The organism is Massilia aerilata (genome assembly GCF_042656905.1).
GTDB lineage: Bacteria > Pseudomonadota > Gammaproteobacteria > Burkholderiales > Burkholderiaceae_D > Telluria > Telluria aerilata.
The window spans coordinates 20,049-33,242 of sequence record NZ_JBHSMZ010000008.1 but is presented as its reverse complement, the minus strand read 5'-3'; the positions used below and the strand labels follow the sequence as shown (position 1 = coordinate 33,242).

General features: G+C 68.6%; 10 protein-coding genes. 2 read left to right on the top strand and 8 right to left on the bottom strand.

Annotation, left to right across the window (positions count from 1 at the left end; all coding sequences use genetic code 11):
- Positions 1 to 4: 4 nt before the first annotated feature.
- Together ACFPO9_RS12705 and ACFPO9_RS12700 are read left to right on the top strand one after the other, a co-directional pair.
- Positions 5 to 799, top strand: a complete 795-nt coding sequence (locus ACFPO9_RS12705; protein WP_379771282.1) for a hypothetical protein — start codon at positions 5 to 7, stop codon at positions 797 to 799.
- 77 nt (positions 800 to 876) lie between these two features.
- On the top strand, positions 877 to 2,994 hold the full coding sequence (locus ACFPO9_RS12700; RefSeq protein WP_379771280.1) for a putative bifunctional diguanylate cyclase/phosphodiesterase: 2,118 nt from the start codon (positions 877 to 879) through the stop codon (positions 2,992 to 2,994).
- Here the strand turns inward: ACFPO9_RS12700 and ACFPO9_RS12695 are convergent.
- The 8 genes from ACFPO9_RS12695 to ACFPO9_RS12660 form a co-directional block, all read right to left on the bottom strand.
- Positions 2,991 to 3,452 (bottom strand): MarR family winged helix-turn-helix transcriptional regulator, encoded by a 462-nt coding sequence (locus tag ACFPO9_RS12695; protein ID WP_379771277.1) that lies wholly within the window; start codon positions 3,450 to 3,452, stop codon positions 2,991 to 2,993. The genes ACFPO9_RS12700 and ACFPO9_RS12695 overlap by 4 nt on opposite strands.
- 21 nt (positions 3,453 to 3,473) lie before the next feature.
- Positions 3,474 to 5,033 carry a sensor domain-containing diguanylate cyclase gene (locus ACFPO9_RS12690; RefSeq protein ID WP_379771275.1) on the bottom strand — a complete coding sequence of 520 codons (1,560 nt, stop codon included), beginning with the start codon at positions 5,031 to 5,033 and terminating at the stop codon, positions 3,474 to 3,476.
- 74 nt (positions 5,034 to 5,107) lie between these two features.
- Entirely contained in the window at positions 5,108 to 5,803 is a 696-nt protein-coding gene (gene kdpE, locus ACFPO9_RS12685) for a two-component system response regulator KdpE (protein ID WP_379771272.1), read from the bottom strand.
- Positions 5,796 to 8,537: a two-component system sensor histidine kinase KdpD gene (gene kdpD, locus ACFPO9_RS12680; RefSeq protein WP_379771270.1), complete on the bottom strand. Its 2,742-nt coding sequence runs from the start codon at positions 8,535 to 8,537 to the stop codon at positions 5,796 to 5,798. Before kdpD ends, kdpE begins: the two co-directional genes overlap by 8 nt.
- A gap of 10 nt (positions 8,538 to 8,547) precedes the next feature.
- The gene (gene kdpC, locus ACFPO9_RS12675; RefSeq protein ID WP_379771268.1) at positions 8,548 to 9,132 is read right to left on the bottom strand and encodes a potassium-transporting ATPase subunit KdpC; all 585 of its coding nucleotides are present in this window, start codon (positions 9,130 to 9,132) and stop codon (positions 8,548 to 8,550) included.
- A 14-nt stretch (positions 9,133 to 9,146) separates the two neighbouring features.
- Positions 9,147 to 11,204, bottom strand: coding sequence for a potassium-transporting ATPase subunit KdpB (gene kdpB / locus ACFPO9_RS12670; RefSeq protein WP_379771681.1), 2,058 nt, complete (start codon positions 11,202 to 11,204; stop codon positions 9,147 to 9,149).
- An 87-nt stretch (positions 11,205 to 11,291) separates the two neighbouring features.
- Positions 11,292 to 13,097 (bottom strand): potassium-transporting ATPase subunit KdpA, encoded by a 1,806-nt coding sequence (kdpA, locus tag ACFPO9_RS12665; protein ID WP_379771264.1) that lies wholly within the window; start codon positions 13,095 to 13,097, stop codon positions 11,292 to 11,294.
- Entirely contained in the window at positions 13,097 to 13,186 is a 90-nt protein-coding gene (locus ACFPO9_RS12660) for a potassium-transporting ATPase subunit F (RefSeq protein ID WP_379771261.1), read from the bottom strand. The genes kdpA and ACFPO9_RS12660 overlap by 1 nt, the downstream gene beginning before the upstream one ends.
- Positions 13,187 to 13,194: the final 8 nt, after the last annotated feature.

Sequence of the window (13,194 nt, the reverse complement as noted above, 5' to 3'; positions counted from 1 at the left end):
GGCCATGCCTGCCCAGTTCTCCGATTTTGCCAGCCTGATCGCCGCCACCGATCTCGACCTCGTCACCAGCGCCGCCCTGATCCCGGATGCCTTCCTGCTCGCCCGCGCCGGCCGCATCGAGGCCCGCTACATCCCCTTCGACTACGTGAATCCCGAGGCGCGCGTGGTGCTGGTCGGGATCTCGCCCGGCTTCGTGCAGTGGAAGAACGCGATGCGCGCCGCGCAGCAGGGCTTGCGCGCCGGCCTGCCCCTGCCCGAGCTGCTGCGCGCGGCCAAGTACACGGGCGCCTTCAGCGGCGCGATCCGTCCCAACCTGGTGGCCCTGCTCGACCACATCGGCCTGCAGCGCTGGCTGGGCATCGCCAGCTGCGCCACCCTGTTCGGCGACCATGCCCATCTGATGCACGTGACCGGGGCGCTGCGCCAGGCCATCTTCGTCGACGGCGTCAACTACAATGGCACAAATCCAAACATGCTGACCACGCCGCTGCTGCAGGAACAGCTGCTCGACTATTTCGGGCAGGAGGCGGCCCGGATCCGCGACGCCGTGTTCGTGCCGCTCGGCCCCAAAGTCGGCCTGGCGCTGAGCTGGCTGGCGCGGCGCGGCATGCTCGACGAAGCGCGTATCCTGCATGGCCTGCCCCACCCTTCCGGGGCGAACATGGAACGCATCGCCTACTTCCTCGGCCGCAAGGAGAAAACGGCTTTGTCGAGCCGCACGAACGGCGCGCAGATCGATGGCGACCGCCTCGCCCTGCGCGAAAAAATGGCGGCGCTGGGAATGGCGTCCGCAATCTAAAGACGTGCCCGCTTGCGTGCTCCATATCTTCACCGCCGCGATTACACTGAAGTCGTCCAGCATACAAACAGGCGACCATGTCATCTCTCTCGTGGGAATACAACCAGCTCACGCTCGTGAACCTTGAAGACAAGCCCGCGGCCTTCTTCAAGGCATTGATCCGCGCCAGCAGCACGGCCATCGTGATCACCGACGCGCTGCAGGGCGATAACCCGATCGCCTGGGTCAACCCTGCCTTCGAGGCCTTGTCCGGCTATGCGCTGGCCGAGGTGATCGGCCGTAACTGCCGCTTCCTGCAGAACGGCGACGCCGGCCAGCCGGAGCTGGCCGGCCTGCGCGAGGCCGTCGCCGCCGGCCGCAGTCACACCTGCACGCTGCGCAACTACCGCAAGGATGGGGACCTGTTCTGGAGCCGCATGCACGTGTTCCCGCTCAAGAACGACCAGCGCAGGATCGTCAATTTCGCCGCCTTCCTCGAGGACGTCAGCGGCGCTGTCCGCGCGCAGGCCCAGGTGACGAGTGCGCGCGAACGTCTCACCACGGTCCTGGAAAGCATCTCGGACGGCTTCTTCTCGCTCGACCGCGAATGGCGCTTCACCTACATCAACCGGAAGGGTGCGGACTGGCTGCGGCGGCCTGCCGGCGAGCTGCTCGGCAAGGTGATCTGGGACGCGTTTCCGCAAGCGGTCGGCGGTCCCTTTTACGAGACCTACCGCTGCGCTTTCGATAGCCAGGATTACGCCAGCTGCGAAAGCTATTACGAGCCGCTGGGGGTCTGGCTCGAGGCACGCGCCTATCCGTCCAGCGAAGGCCTGGCGGTATTCTTCGCCGACATCTCCGAGCGCAAAAAAGCCGAGGCGCGCCTGGTCCACATGGCGACCCACGACAGCATGACCGGCCTGCACAACCGCTTCAGTTGCCTGCGCGCGCTCGACGAGTGCCTGGCCATGGACAGCATGGTCGGCGTGCTGTTCATCGACCTCGACCACTTCAAGGAAGTCAACGACGCCCACGGCCACCGCGCCGGCGACGTCGCCCTGCGGGAGATCGGGCGCCGCCTGGCGACTTTCGGGAACGGCGAGACCACGGTGTCGCGCATCAGCGGCGACGAATTCGTGATCGTGCAGGCCAACGCCAGCGCCGAGAAAGCAAAGGCGCTCGCGGCCAGCGTGCTGCAGCGCATGGCCGAGCCGATCGCGGTCGACGAGCTGAAGGTCACGGTCGGCGCCAGCATCGGCATCGCCCTCGGCAAAGCGCGCGAGCACACGGCGGACGAACTGCTGAACAACGCCGACGCCGCGATGTACGCGGCCAAGGACAACGGCCGCCATACCTTCAGCGTGTTCTCGCCGCAGTCGGCGCAGATGATCAAGGAGCGCCTGAAGCTGCGCCAGGAAGTCTTTTCCGCGCTCGAACGGCGCCAGTTCGTGCTGTTCTACCAGCCGCAGATCAGCGCCGCCAACGGCGCCGTGGTCGGCGCCGAGGCCCTGCTGCGCTGGGACCACCCGCGCCTGGGCGTGATCGCACCCGGCGCCTTCCTGTCCATGCTCGAGGATTCGCCGGCCATCACCGCGGTCGGGGCCTGGGTCTGCGAGGAAGCCTGCCGCCAGGCGCGCGAATGGGAACTGCTCGGCTACCGGCTGCAGATGGCGGTGAACGTCTCGGCGCGCCAGTTGGCCGACGAGAACCTGCCGCCGCTGCTGAAGAGCCTGGCGGCGCGCTACGGCCTGGACACCGGCTGCATCAAGCTGGAAGTCACGGAGAGCATGCTGACCCAGGACATCGGCAAGGCCGCCGCCGTGCTGCGCTCCCTGCAGGCGGAAGGCTTCCGCATCGCCCTCGACGATTTCGGCACCGGCTACTCGAACCTCTCCTACCTGCGCCAGTTCCCGATCACCGCGATCAAGATCGACCGCTCCTTCGTGCAGGAGATCGAGGAAGACCGGCGCTGCCTGGACATCGTCAACGGCGTGATCGCCTTCGCCAAGTCGCTCAAGCTGTCGGTGATCTGCGAAGGGATCGAGACCGAGGCGCAGGCCTGCGCGATCCGCTCGACCGAATGCGACGTGCTGCAGGGCTACCTGATCGGCAAGCCGATGCCGGCCAGCGAATTCCAGGCCCTGCTGCTGGCCCAGAGCGCCACGCCGCAGCAGGCGGCCCCGGGCTGCGGCCAGCCCGATGCGGAGAACGGCTAGTCCGCGCTTCCGGTGTTGCCGGCCAGCTTGCCGCGCAGGGTCTCGAGCTGGCCCTTGAGGGCAAGCAGGTCGCCCGGCGCGCAGGCGGCCGCGCACAGCACCCCTTCCTGGATCGCCGCGGCGTCCCGGCGCAGCGCGCGCCCGGCCCCGGTCAGGCTGACCACGACCTGGCGCTCGTCCTGCGTGGATCGGGCCCGCGCCACCAGGCCGGCGCTTTCGAGACGCTTGAGCAGCGGGGTGAGGGTCGCGGAATCGAGGAACAGGCGGGCGCCGATATCGGACACGGTCACGCCCTCGCGCTCCCACAGCACCAGCATCACCAGGTACTGCGGATAGGTCAGGTCCAGCTTGCGCAGCAGCTTGCGGTACAGCTTGTTCATCGCCAGCCCTGTCGAGTACAGCGCGAAGCAAAGCTGGTCGTCCAGCAAGGGGGTCGTGTTCGGTTCGTTCGATTCCATGCTGCGATGTTAGATCGCGCGCTATCCGATTGCAAGCGATGCGGAACAGGCGGCCACGCGGTTGCGGCCGCCGGACTTGGCGTCGTACAGCAGGCTGTCGGCGGCTTCGACCCAGGCGCTGTCAGGCTCGGGGCCGACTTTGCCGGCCACCACGCCCAGGCTGAGGGTCACCATCCCCGCGGGGCTATCGCCATGCTCGATGGCCAGCGCGGCGACCCAGGCGCGGATGGCGTCGGCCACCGCCATCGCGCCTTCCAGGCCGGTCTCCGGCAGGATCACGGCAAATTCCTCGCCGCCGTAGCGCGCCGCCAGATCGCCGGGACGGCGCGCGCCGCCCGCGATCGCCGCGGCCACGTGGCGCAGGCAATCGTCGCCGGCCACATGGCCGTAGCGGTCGTTGTACTTCTTGAAGAAATCGACGTCGCACAGGATCAGTCCGAACTGGCTGCCGCTGCGGCGCGCCCGCGCCAGTTCGCCGGCCAGGGCGTCCTCGAACAGGCGGCGGTTGGCGAGCCCGGTCAGGCCGTCACTGTCGGCCAGGGTCTTGAGCGCGGCGTTTTGCTGCTCGAGGGTGGCGCCGGCGCGGCGCAATTCGTCCTCGAGCTGTTCGCGGATGCGGATCTGGCGGATCATGCGTACCCCGCCCCAGACCAGCACGGCGAGCGCGAACGCCACCACGCCGCTCATCCTGAATACCGTGCTCCACCAGTGGCCGAGGATCTCTTCCTTCGACTGCGCGCTGGCCACCACCAGCGGATAGCCTTCCAGGTGGCGGTAGCTGTACAGGCGCTCGATGCCGTCGACGGCCGAGGTCAGCATCGCGGTGCCGACCGGCCCCGCGCTGCGCATCATCTGGAACACCGGTCCCTTGCTCATGTCCTTGCCGACCAGGTCCTCGTTGAACGGGCGCCGGTACATCAGGGTGCCGTCGTCCAGCGCCAGCACGATGGTGCCCTGGCGGCCGACGTCGAAGCGGTCGTAGAAGCGCCCGAAGTAGCCCAGGTTCAGGGTCACCAGCGCGACCCCGCCGAAGCTGCCGTCGGCGCGGTCGATGCGGCGCGATACCGGGATCACCATCACCCCGCTCGAACGGCTGCGCACCGGCCGGCCGACATGGGTGCGGCGGTCGGTATGGGTCTCGTGATAGCGGAAGTAGTCGCGGTCCGAATTGTTGGCGTTGACCGCGTTGGCCAGCGCGGTCACGCGCCAGCTGCCGTCCGCGCCGTACACGAACAGGCCGTGCACTTCGGCCGAATGGGCCGCGATGTGCAGGAAGCGCTCGTGCAGGCGGTCGCCGGCCGCGCCCTCGATGCCGTCATGCTCGACCCGCTCCACGGTCTCGGCGAGGATCGCGTCGGCGATCTTGAACGAGGTCTCGGCCTGGGCCGCCAGCGCGCGCGCCATGTTCGAGGTGCTGGCCGCGGTCTGCTGCAGCTGGCCCTGGCGCGCCGACCACAGGCTCCAGGCGTACACGCCGGCCAGCAGCAGGCAGAACGCCGCCAGCAGGGCGATCGAGCGGCCCACCAGCGGGCGGCGTTTCTGGTCCAGGTGATGGAGGTGGGGCGCGGAACTCTGGGGCATCGGCAAGCGGGCTGGCTGGGATACCGGGGAGGATAGACGCCCTGTCCCGATAAGTCCAGACGCGCACGCATCCTTCAGGGCAGCTGGAACCTGTAGCCGACGCCGGTCTCCGTCATCATGTAGCGCGGCTGCGCCGGATTGTCTTCCAGCTTGTGGCGCAAATGGCCCATGTAGATGCGCAGGTAATGGGCATTGTCGGCCTGGTGCGGCCCCCACACGGCGCGCAGCAGCTGCGGTGTCGTCATCACCTTCCCCGCGTTGGCGACCAGGACCGCCAGCAGCCGGTGTTCGGTCGGCGTCAGGCGAACCGCCCTGCCCGCCTTGACCACGCTGCGGTTCTGCACGTCCACCTCGACGTCGCCGAAGCGCACCTTGCCATCGCCGCCGGTGGCCGGACCGCGCTGGCGCCGCCGCGATGCGCGCACCCGCGCCAGCAGTTCGCCGACGCCGAAGGGCTTGGTCAGGTAGTCGTCGGCGCCATGGTCCAGTGCACGGATCTTTTCGTCCTCGTTCACCCGCGCCGACAGCACGATGACCGGCACCGGCGACCACTTGCGCAGGTCGGCGATGAAGTCGACGCCGTCGCCGTCGGGCAGCCCCAGGTCGAGAATCACGATGTCGGGCTTGCGCGTTCCCGCTTCGACCAGGCCACGCTGCAGCGTCGCCGCTTCGTGCACCTGCCAACCCTCCTGTTCCAGCGCGCCGCGCACGAAGCGGCGAATGTGGGGCTCGTCTTCCACCAGCAAGGCAATACCGACAAAATCACTCATCGTGTTCCTCGATTTCCAATTCCGCGTCGAGCTCGGGCATCGCGGGCGGCGTTCCCAGCGGCAGCGCGAAAACGAAGGCTGCCCCGCCGCCGGGCCGGTTGGAGGCGTGGATCGTTCCGCCGTGCGCGCCGACGATCGCGCGGCAGATCGCCAGGCCCAGTCCCACCCCGGGCTTGGCCGACTCGCGCTCGCCGCGCATGAACTTTTCGAACACCGCCTCCTCCTGGCCCGGCGGGAGGCCGGGGCCATTGTCCGTCACCGCCATCTCGAGCCATGCGCCGCGCCGCGCCGCCGACACAGTGATCGTGGCGCCCGGCGGCGTGTACTTGCCGGCGTTTTCGAGAAGGTTGCAGAGTACCCGTTCGAGCAGGACGGCATCATACTGCACCAGCGGCAGGTCGGCCGGCACCTGCGTCTCCACGGTCCGGCCGGACAGCGCGGCGCGGCTGGCCAGCAAGGCGCTGCCGATAACCTCCTCGGCCGGCTGCCACTGGAGCTTGAGCTTGACCTCGCCGCTTTCGATGCGCGCCATGTCGAGCAAGTTCGTCACCAGCATGCTCATCCTCACCATTTCGTCGCGCAGCGCATCCGCCATGGCGCGCTGTCCCGGCGCCAGCGGCGGTGTCGAACGGGCCAGCGACTCCGCTTGCGCCATCAGGGAGGTAAGCGGGGTACGCAGGTCGTGCGACAGCGCCGCCAGCAGCGAATTGCGCAGGCGCTCCGATTCGATCTTCACCAGCGCCTCCTGGGCCACCTCGATGTAATGCACCCGCTCCAGCGCAATCGCGGCCAGCGCGGCGAAGGTGTCCAGCTGCTGGCGCTGCTCCGGCGCCAGCAGCCAGTGCGGCGTCTCCGGTTCGATCGCCAGCACCCCGCGGGTGCGCATCGGTGCCACCAGCGGCATGTAGAACACCGGGCTGCCGGGCAGCGTGTCGGTGCCCAGGCCGGCCACGGCGCCGTGGTCGAAGGCCCATTGCGCGATACCGGTATCGAGGGCGGCGATGCCGCCACCGTCGCCGCCGCCGTCCTCCGCGGGATGCAGGCGCCCGTCGGCATCCGGCAGCAGCAGGACCGTGCGCGCGCCGAAGGTGGGGCCGACGGCGTCGCGCGTGGCTTCCTGGATCTGCTCGGTCTGCAGCACGCCGGACAGCGCGCGCGCGAACTCGTACAGCGCGCGCGTCCGGCTTTCGCGGCGTGCGGCGATCCGTGCCTGGAAGCGCAGGCCGGCCGTCAGCTGCCCCGTGATCAGGCCGACCGCCAGCATCACGCCAAAGGTGACCAGGTACTGGAAATCCGAGATGGCCAGCGTGAAGCGCGGCGGCACGAAGAAGAAGTCGAAGCAGGCCACGCCGACGCAGGTCGCGGTGACCGACGGACCGCGGCCGAGGCGCACCGCCACCAGCAGCACCACCAGCAGGAACAGCATGGCGATGTTGGCCAGGTCCAGCCAGGCGATGGTCGGCGTCGCCGCCAGTGCCATGGCGAGGCTGGCCAGCAGCGCCAGGCCGTGCGCCATGACCGTCGCGCGCATCGGGACCTCGTTCAGCGCACCCTCCACCGCCGGCGGCCACCGCCTGCCATCGCGTGCCGTGTCCTTGGCCACCGCGACTTCGAGCAATTCGATGTCGGGCGCCAGGCGCGCGACGCGCCGGCTGACCGGCATCTGCCACGGCCATCGCGCCTGGCCGCGGCCGAGCGCGATCCGCGACAGGTTGTGGCTGCGCGCATAATCGACGACGGCCGGCGCCATGCGGTCGCCCGACAGCACGGCGGTGACGGCGCCCAGATCGCGGGCCAGTTTCAGCACCGTGAGGATCCGCTCTCGGCGGCCCGCGTCCAGGCGTTGCAGGGCCGGGGTTTCGACATACACGGCATGCCATTCGGCCCCAAGCTGGGCCGCCAGGCGCGCGGCGCCGCGTACCACGCCTTCCGCGTCCGGTCCGGGTCCGACGCAGGCCAGCAGCGCGGTGCCGGTCCGCCACACGGCATCGATCGATTTTTCGACCCGGTAGGCGCGCACATCGTCGCCGATCCGCTCGGCGGTGCGGCGCAGCGCCAGCTCGCGCAGCGCGATCAGGTTCCCCTTGCGGAAAAAGTTCTGGCCGGCCCGCTCGGCCTGCGCCGCCTGGTACACCTTGCCGAGCTTGAGGCGGGCCAGCAGCTCGTCGGCCGGCAGGTCCACCAGGATCACTTCATCGGCCGCGTCGAACACCGTGTCCGGCACCGTTTCCGCGACGCGCACGCCGGTGATGCCGCCGACCACGTCGTTCAGGCTTTCCAGGTGCTGCACGTTGACCGTCGTGAACACGTCGATGCCGGCGGCCAGCAACTCGTCGATGTCCTGCCAGCGCTTCGGATGGCGCGAACCGGCCAGGTTCGAATGCGCCAGTTCGTCGACCAGGACCAGGTCCGGACGCCGCGCCAGGGCAGCATCGATGTCGAATTCGCTCAACTGCTTGCCGCGGTACTCGATGCGCTTGCGCGGCAGCACCTCGAGTCCCTCCAGCAAGGCCTCTGTTTCGGCGCGTCCGTGGGTCTCGACGATCCCGACCAGCACCTTGCGGCTGGCCGCCAGCTGGCGCGCCGCGGACAGCATCGCGTAGGTCTTGCCGACCCCGGCCGAGGCGCCGAAATAGATGCGCAGGCGCCCGCGCGCGGCGCGGCGCTCCTGCTCCTGCACCTGGGCCAGCAGCGCGTCCGGGTCGCGCCGCGTTTCCTCGCCGGGAAAGCTCATGCGGCCTGCCTCATCGCATGCGCGGCGCCTGGCCGTCCAGCGCCAGGTTCAGCGCCAGCACGTTGACGCGCGGTTCGCCGAGGAAGCCCAGCGCCGGTTCCTTGCGCCGGGCCGCGATCAGCGCGCGGACCTGCGCCTCCGGCAGCTTGCGCGCCGCGGCGACGCGCGCCGCCTGGTATTCGGCCGCCGCGATGCTGATCTCCGGATCGACCCCGCTGGCCGAAGCGGTGACCAGGTCCACCGGTACCGGCGCGCGGTTGCCGGGGTCAAGCTGCTTCAAGGCGTCCACACGGGCCTTGACGGCGTCGAGCAGGGCCGGATTGGTCGGTCCCTGGTTCGAGCCGCTCGAACCGGCCGCATTGTTCGCCATCGGCGCGGTGGCCGACGGCCGGCCCCAGAAGTAGCGCGGGCTCGAGAACGGCTGGCCAATCAGGCTGGAGCCGAGCGTCCTGCCGCCGGCGTCGAGCAGGCTGCCGTCCGCCTGGTGGGCGAAGGCGGCGCGGCCGATGCCGGTGACGGCGGCCGGGTACAGCACGCCGCACAGCAGGCTCAGGGCGCCGAACATGACCAGCGCGGGACGAATGGTGGAAAACATGGTCGACTCCTTGTTCAGACGAGATTGCATGCTGCCAGCAGCATGTCGATCAACTTGATGCCGATGAACGGCAGGATGATACCGCCGATCCCGTAAATCAGCAGGTTACGGCGCAACAGGGCCGTTGCGCCGATCGCGCGGTAGCGCACGCCGCGCAGCGCAAGCGGAATCAGGAACACGATGATCAGGGCATTGAAGATCAGCGCCGACATGATCGCCGAGGCCGGGCTGGCCAGGTGCATGACGTCGAGCGCCTTCAGCTGCGGATAGCTGCCCACGAAGGCCGCCGGGATGATCGCGAAGTACTTGGCGACGTCGTTGGCGATCGAGAAGGTGGTCAGCGAGCCGCGCGTCATCAGCATCTGCTTGCCGATCTCGACGATTTCCAGCAGCTTGGTCGGGTTCGAGTCCAGATCGACCATGTTGCCGGCTTCCTTGGCGGCCTGGGTGCCCGAGTTCATCGCCACCGCGACGTCGGCCTGGGCCAGGGCCGGGGCGTCGTTGGTGCCGTCGCCGGTCATCGCCACCATCCGGCCCTCGTCCTGGTAGCGCCGGATCAGCTTGAGCTTGTCCTCCGGCGTCGCCTCGGCCAGGAAGTCGTCGACCCCGGCCTCGGCGGCGATCGCGGCGGCGGTCAGGCGGTTGTCGCCGGTGATCATCACGGTCTTGATGCCCATCCGGCGCAGCTCGGCGAAGCGTTCCTTGATGCCGCCCTTGACGATGTCCTTCAGCTCGACCACGCCCATCACGCGGGCGCCGTCGGCCACCACCAGCGGGGTGCTGCCGCGGCGCGCGGCGTCTTCGACCGTGCGCACCACTTCGGGCGGGAACGGCATGCCCTGCGCCTCGACGTGGCGCCGCACGGCGTCGGCCGCGCCCTTGCGCACCTGGCGCTCGCCGGCATCGACCCCGCTCATGCGGGTGTTGGCGGAGAACGGCAGGAACACCGCGTGCATGCTCTCCAGGGCGCGCTCGCGGATGTTGAACTTCTGCTTGGCCAGCACCACGATGCTGCGGCCTTCCGGCGTCTCGTCGGCCAGCGAAGCCAGCTGCGCCACGTCGGCCAGTTCGCGTTCGCTCACGCCGGGCGCCGGCAGGAAGGCGGCGGCCTGGCGGTTGCCGAGGGTGATGGTGCCGGTCTTGTCGAGCAGGAGCACGTCGACGTCGCCGGCGGCTTCCACCGCGCGTCCCGAGGTGGCGATCACGTTGGCGCGCATCATCCGGCTCATGCCGGCCACGCCGATCGCCGACAGCAGGCCGCCGATGGTGGTGGGGATCAGGCACACCAGCAGCGCGATCAGCACCGTGATCGTGACCGGCTGGCTGGCCACACCCGCGGCTTTCGCCACCTCGACCGAATACAGCGAGAACGGCAGCAGGGTCACCGTCACCACCAGGAACACGATGCTCAGGGCCACCAGCAGGATGGTCAGGGCGATTTCATTGGGCGTCTTCTTGCGCTTGGCGCCCTCCACCATCGCGATCATGCGGTCGAGGAAGGTCTCGCCGGGATTCGCGCTGACTTTCACGACCAGCCAGTCGGACAGCACGCGGGTGCCGCCCGTGACACTGGAAAAGTCGCCGCCCGATTCCCTGATCACCGGCGCCGATTCGCCGGTGATCGCGCTCTCGTCGACCGAGGCCACGCCTTCGACGACCTCGCCGTCGATCGGCACCACATCGCCCGCTTCGATCAGGACATGGTTACCCTTGCGCAGGTCGGTGGCCGGGCAAGGCAGCCAGCCGGTGCCGTGCTTCGGCGTGGCCATCTTCTTGGCGATCACGCTCTGCTTCAAGCCGCGCAGCGACGCCGCCTGGGCCTTGCTGCGGCCTTCGGCCAGCGCCTCGGCAAAGTTTGCGAACAGCACCGTGAACCACAGCCACACGGCGCAGGCCAGGATGAAGCCGGCCGGCGCTTCGCCATTGCCCATCAGGGCCTGCACGTACAACAGCGAGGTGACGATGCTGCCGACGTAGACGACGAACATGACGGGACTGCGCAGCTGGGTGCGCACGCCGAGTTTCTTGAAGGCGTCGGCCAGCGCCGGCCCGATCAGGCTGGTGTCGAACATGCTCAGGCGCTTGCCGCCGCCTTGCGGGCCGGCCGGCAGTTGCGCCGTCGTTGAAGAGGGGTGTTGGGACATGGGGTACTCCAATTCTTATTTTGCAAAGAGCTGCAGATGTTCGGCAACCGGTCCGAGGGCAAGCGCCGGCACGTAATTCAACACGCCGACCAGCACGACCACGCCGACCAGCAAGCCCACGAACATCGGCCCATGGGTCGGCATGGTGCCCGGCGTGGCCTGCAAACGCTGCTTGGCCGCCAGCGAACCGGCGATCGCCAGCACCGGCACGATCACGCCGAAGCGGCCGAACCACATCGCGATGGCGAGCATCCAGTTATAGAACGGCGTGTTGGCGGACAGGCCGGCGAAGGCGCTGCCGTTGTTGTTGGCGGCCGAGCTGAAGGCATACAGTATTTCCGAGAAGCCGTGGGCGCCCGGGTTGGCGATGCCGGCCTTGCCGGCGTCCGCCATCACGGCAATCGCAGTCCCTGCCAGCACCAGTACCGGGGTGACCAGGATCGCGATCGAGGTCATCTTCATCTCGTAGGCCTGGATCTTCTTGCCCAGGTATTCCGGGGTGCGGCCGATCATCAGGCCGGCGATGAACACCGCCATGATCGCGAACACCAGCATGCCGTACAGGCCGGAGCCGACGCCGCCGAACACCACCTCGCCGAACTGCATCAGCACCAGTGGCACCGCGCCGCCCAGCGGCGTGAACGAATCGTGCATCGCATTCACCGCGCCGCACGAAGCGGCCGTCGTGATGGCGGCGAACAACGCCGAGGCGTCGATGCCGAAGCGGGTTTCCTTGCCTTCCATGTTGCCGCCCGATTGCAGGCCGCTTGCCGTCTGGTCGATGCCCATCGCCTGGAGCGCCGGATGCGCCTGGTGCTCGGCCAGCATGACGCCGCCCGCCATCACGACGAACAGCACCGTCATCGCGGCCAGGATCGCCCAGCCCTGGCGGCGGTCGCCCACCAGGCGGCCGAAGGCGAAACAGAGGCCGGCCGGGATCAGGAAGATAGCCACCATCTCGAACAGGTTCGACAGCGGCGTCGGGTTTTCATACGGGTGGGCCGAGTTGGCGTTGAAGAAGCCGCCGCCGTTCGTGCCCAGCATCTTGATGGCTTCCTGGGATGCCACCGGGCCCATGGCAATGGTCTGGGTGGCGGCCGTGAGGGTTTCCATGACCGGCTGGCCCTGCGCATCTTTCAGCGGCTGCCCATCCGCACCGGTTTTCGCCTGGGTATAGGTGACCGGCTCGACCAGCTGTACCTGCTGGTAGCTTGAGAAGTTCTGGATCACGCCCTGCCCCATCAGGAACACCGCGAACACCAGCGACAGCGGCAGCAGCACGTACAGGGTGCTGCGGGTCAGATCGGTCCAGAAGTTGCCGATCGATTTGGCGGACCTGGCGCTGAAGCCGCGGATCAGGGCGAACACCACGGCGATGCCGGTGGCGGCCGAGAAGAAGTTCTGGCAGGTCAGCGCCAGCATTTGCGTCAGGTAGCTCATGGTCTGCTCGCCGCCGTAGCCCTGCCAGTTGGTGTTGCTGACGAAGCTGACGGCGGTGTTGAAGGCCGAGTCGGGGCTGACGTTGGCGAGTCCCTGCGGATTCAGCGGCAGCCAGGCCTGCACCCGCTGCAGCAGGTAGACGGCCAGGGTGCCGGCCGCATTGAAGACCAGCAGTGCGGCGGCATAAGCCTTCCAGCCCATGCCCTGCCCAGGGTCGATGCCGGCGGCGCGGTACAAGGCCGATTCGATGCGCCGCAGCCAGCCCAGGCCGCGCACGGGACCGCCCTCGGCCACGCGCGCCAGCAGGATGCCCAGCGGCCAGGACAGGACCAGCAGGATCGCGAAAAACAATGCCGGCAGCGCCAGCGAACGGATGTCCATCACAGTTCCTCCGCATTGAAAATGGCGTACAGCAGGTACACCAGCAGGCCGCCCGCAGCGAGCGTGCCGATCAGGTAAAAGAGCGTCATTTGCGCTC

Bases quoted from the DNA above. Each gene is read 5' to 3' on its own strand.
- ACFPO9_RS12695 (WP_379771277.1), bottom strand. From the start codon at position 3,452: ATGGAATCGAACGAACCGAACACGACCCCCTTGCTGGACGACCAGCTT.
- ACFPO9_RS12690 (WP_379771275.1), bottom strand. From the start codon at position 5,033: ATGCCCCAGAGTTCCGCGCCCCACCTCCATCACCTGGACCAGAAACGC.
- ACFPO9_RS12700 (WP_379771280.1), top strand. From the start codon at position 877: ATGTCATCTCTCTCGTGGGAATACAACCAGCTCACGCTCGTGAACCTT.
- kdpB (WP_379771681.1), bottom strand. From the start codon at position 11,204: ATGTTCGACACCAGCCTGATCGGGCCGGCGCTGGCCGACGCCTTCAAG.
- ACFPO9_RS12660 (WP_379771261.1), bottom strand. From the start codon at position 13,186: ATGACGCTCTTTTACCTGATCGGCACGCTCGCTGCGGGCGGCCTGCTG.
- ACFPO9_RS12705 (WP_379771282.1), top strand. From the start codon at position 5: ATGCCTGCCCAGTTCTCCGATTTTGCCAGCCTGATCGCCGCCACCGAT.
- kdpA (WP_379771264.1), bottom strand. From the start codon at position 13,097: ATGGACATCCGTTCGCTGGCGCTGCCGGCATTGTTTTTCGCGATCCTG.
- kdpE (WP_379771272.1), bottom strand. From the start codon at position 5,803: ATGAGTGATTTTGTCGGTATTGCCTTGCTGGTGGAAGACGAGCCCCAC.
- kdpC (WP_379771268.1), bottom strand. From the start codon at position 9,132: ATGTTTTCCACCATTCGTCCCGCGCTGGTCATGTTCGGCGCCCTGAGC.
- kdpD (WP_379771270.1), bottom strand. From the start codon at position 8,537: ATGAGCTTTCCCGGCGAGGAAACGCGGCGCGACCCGGACGCGCTGCTG.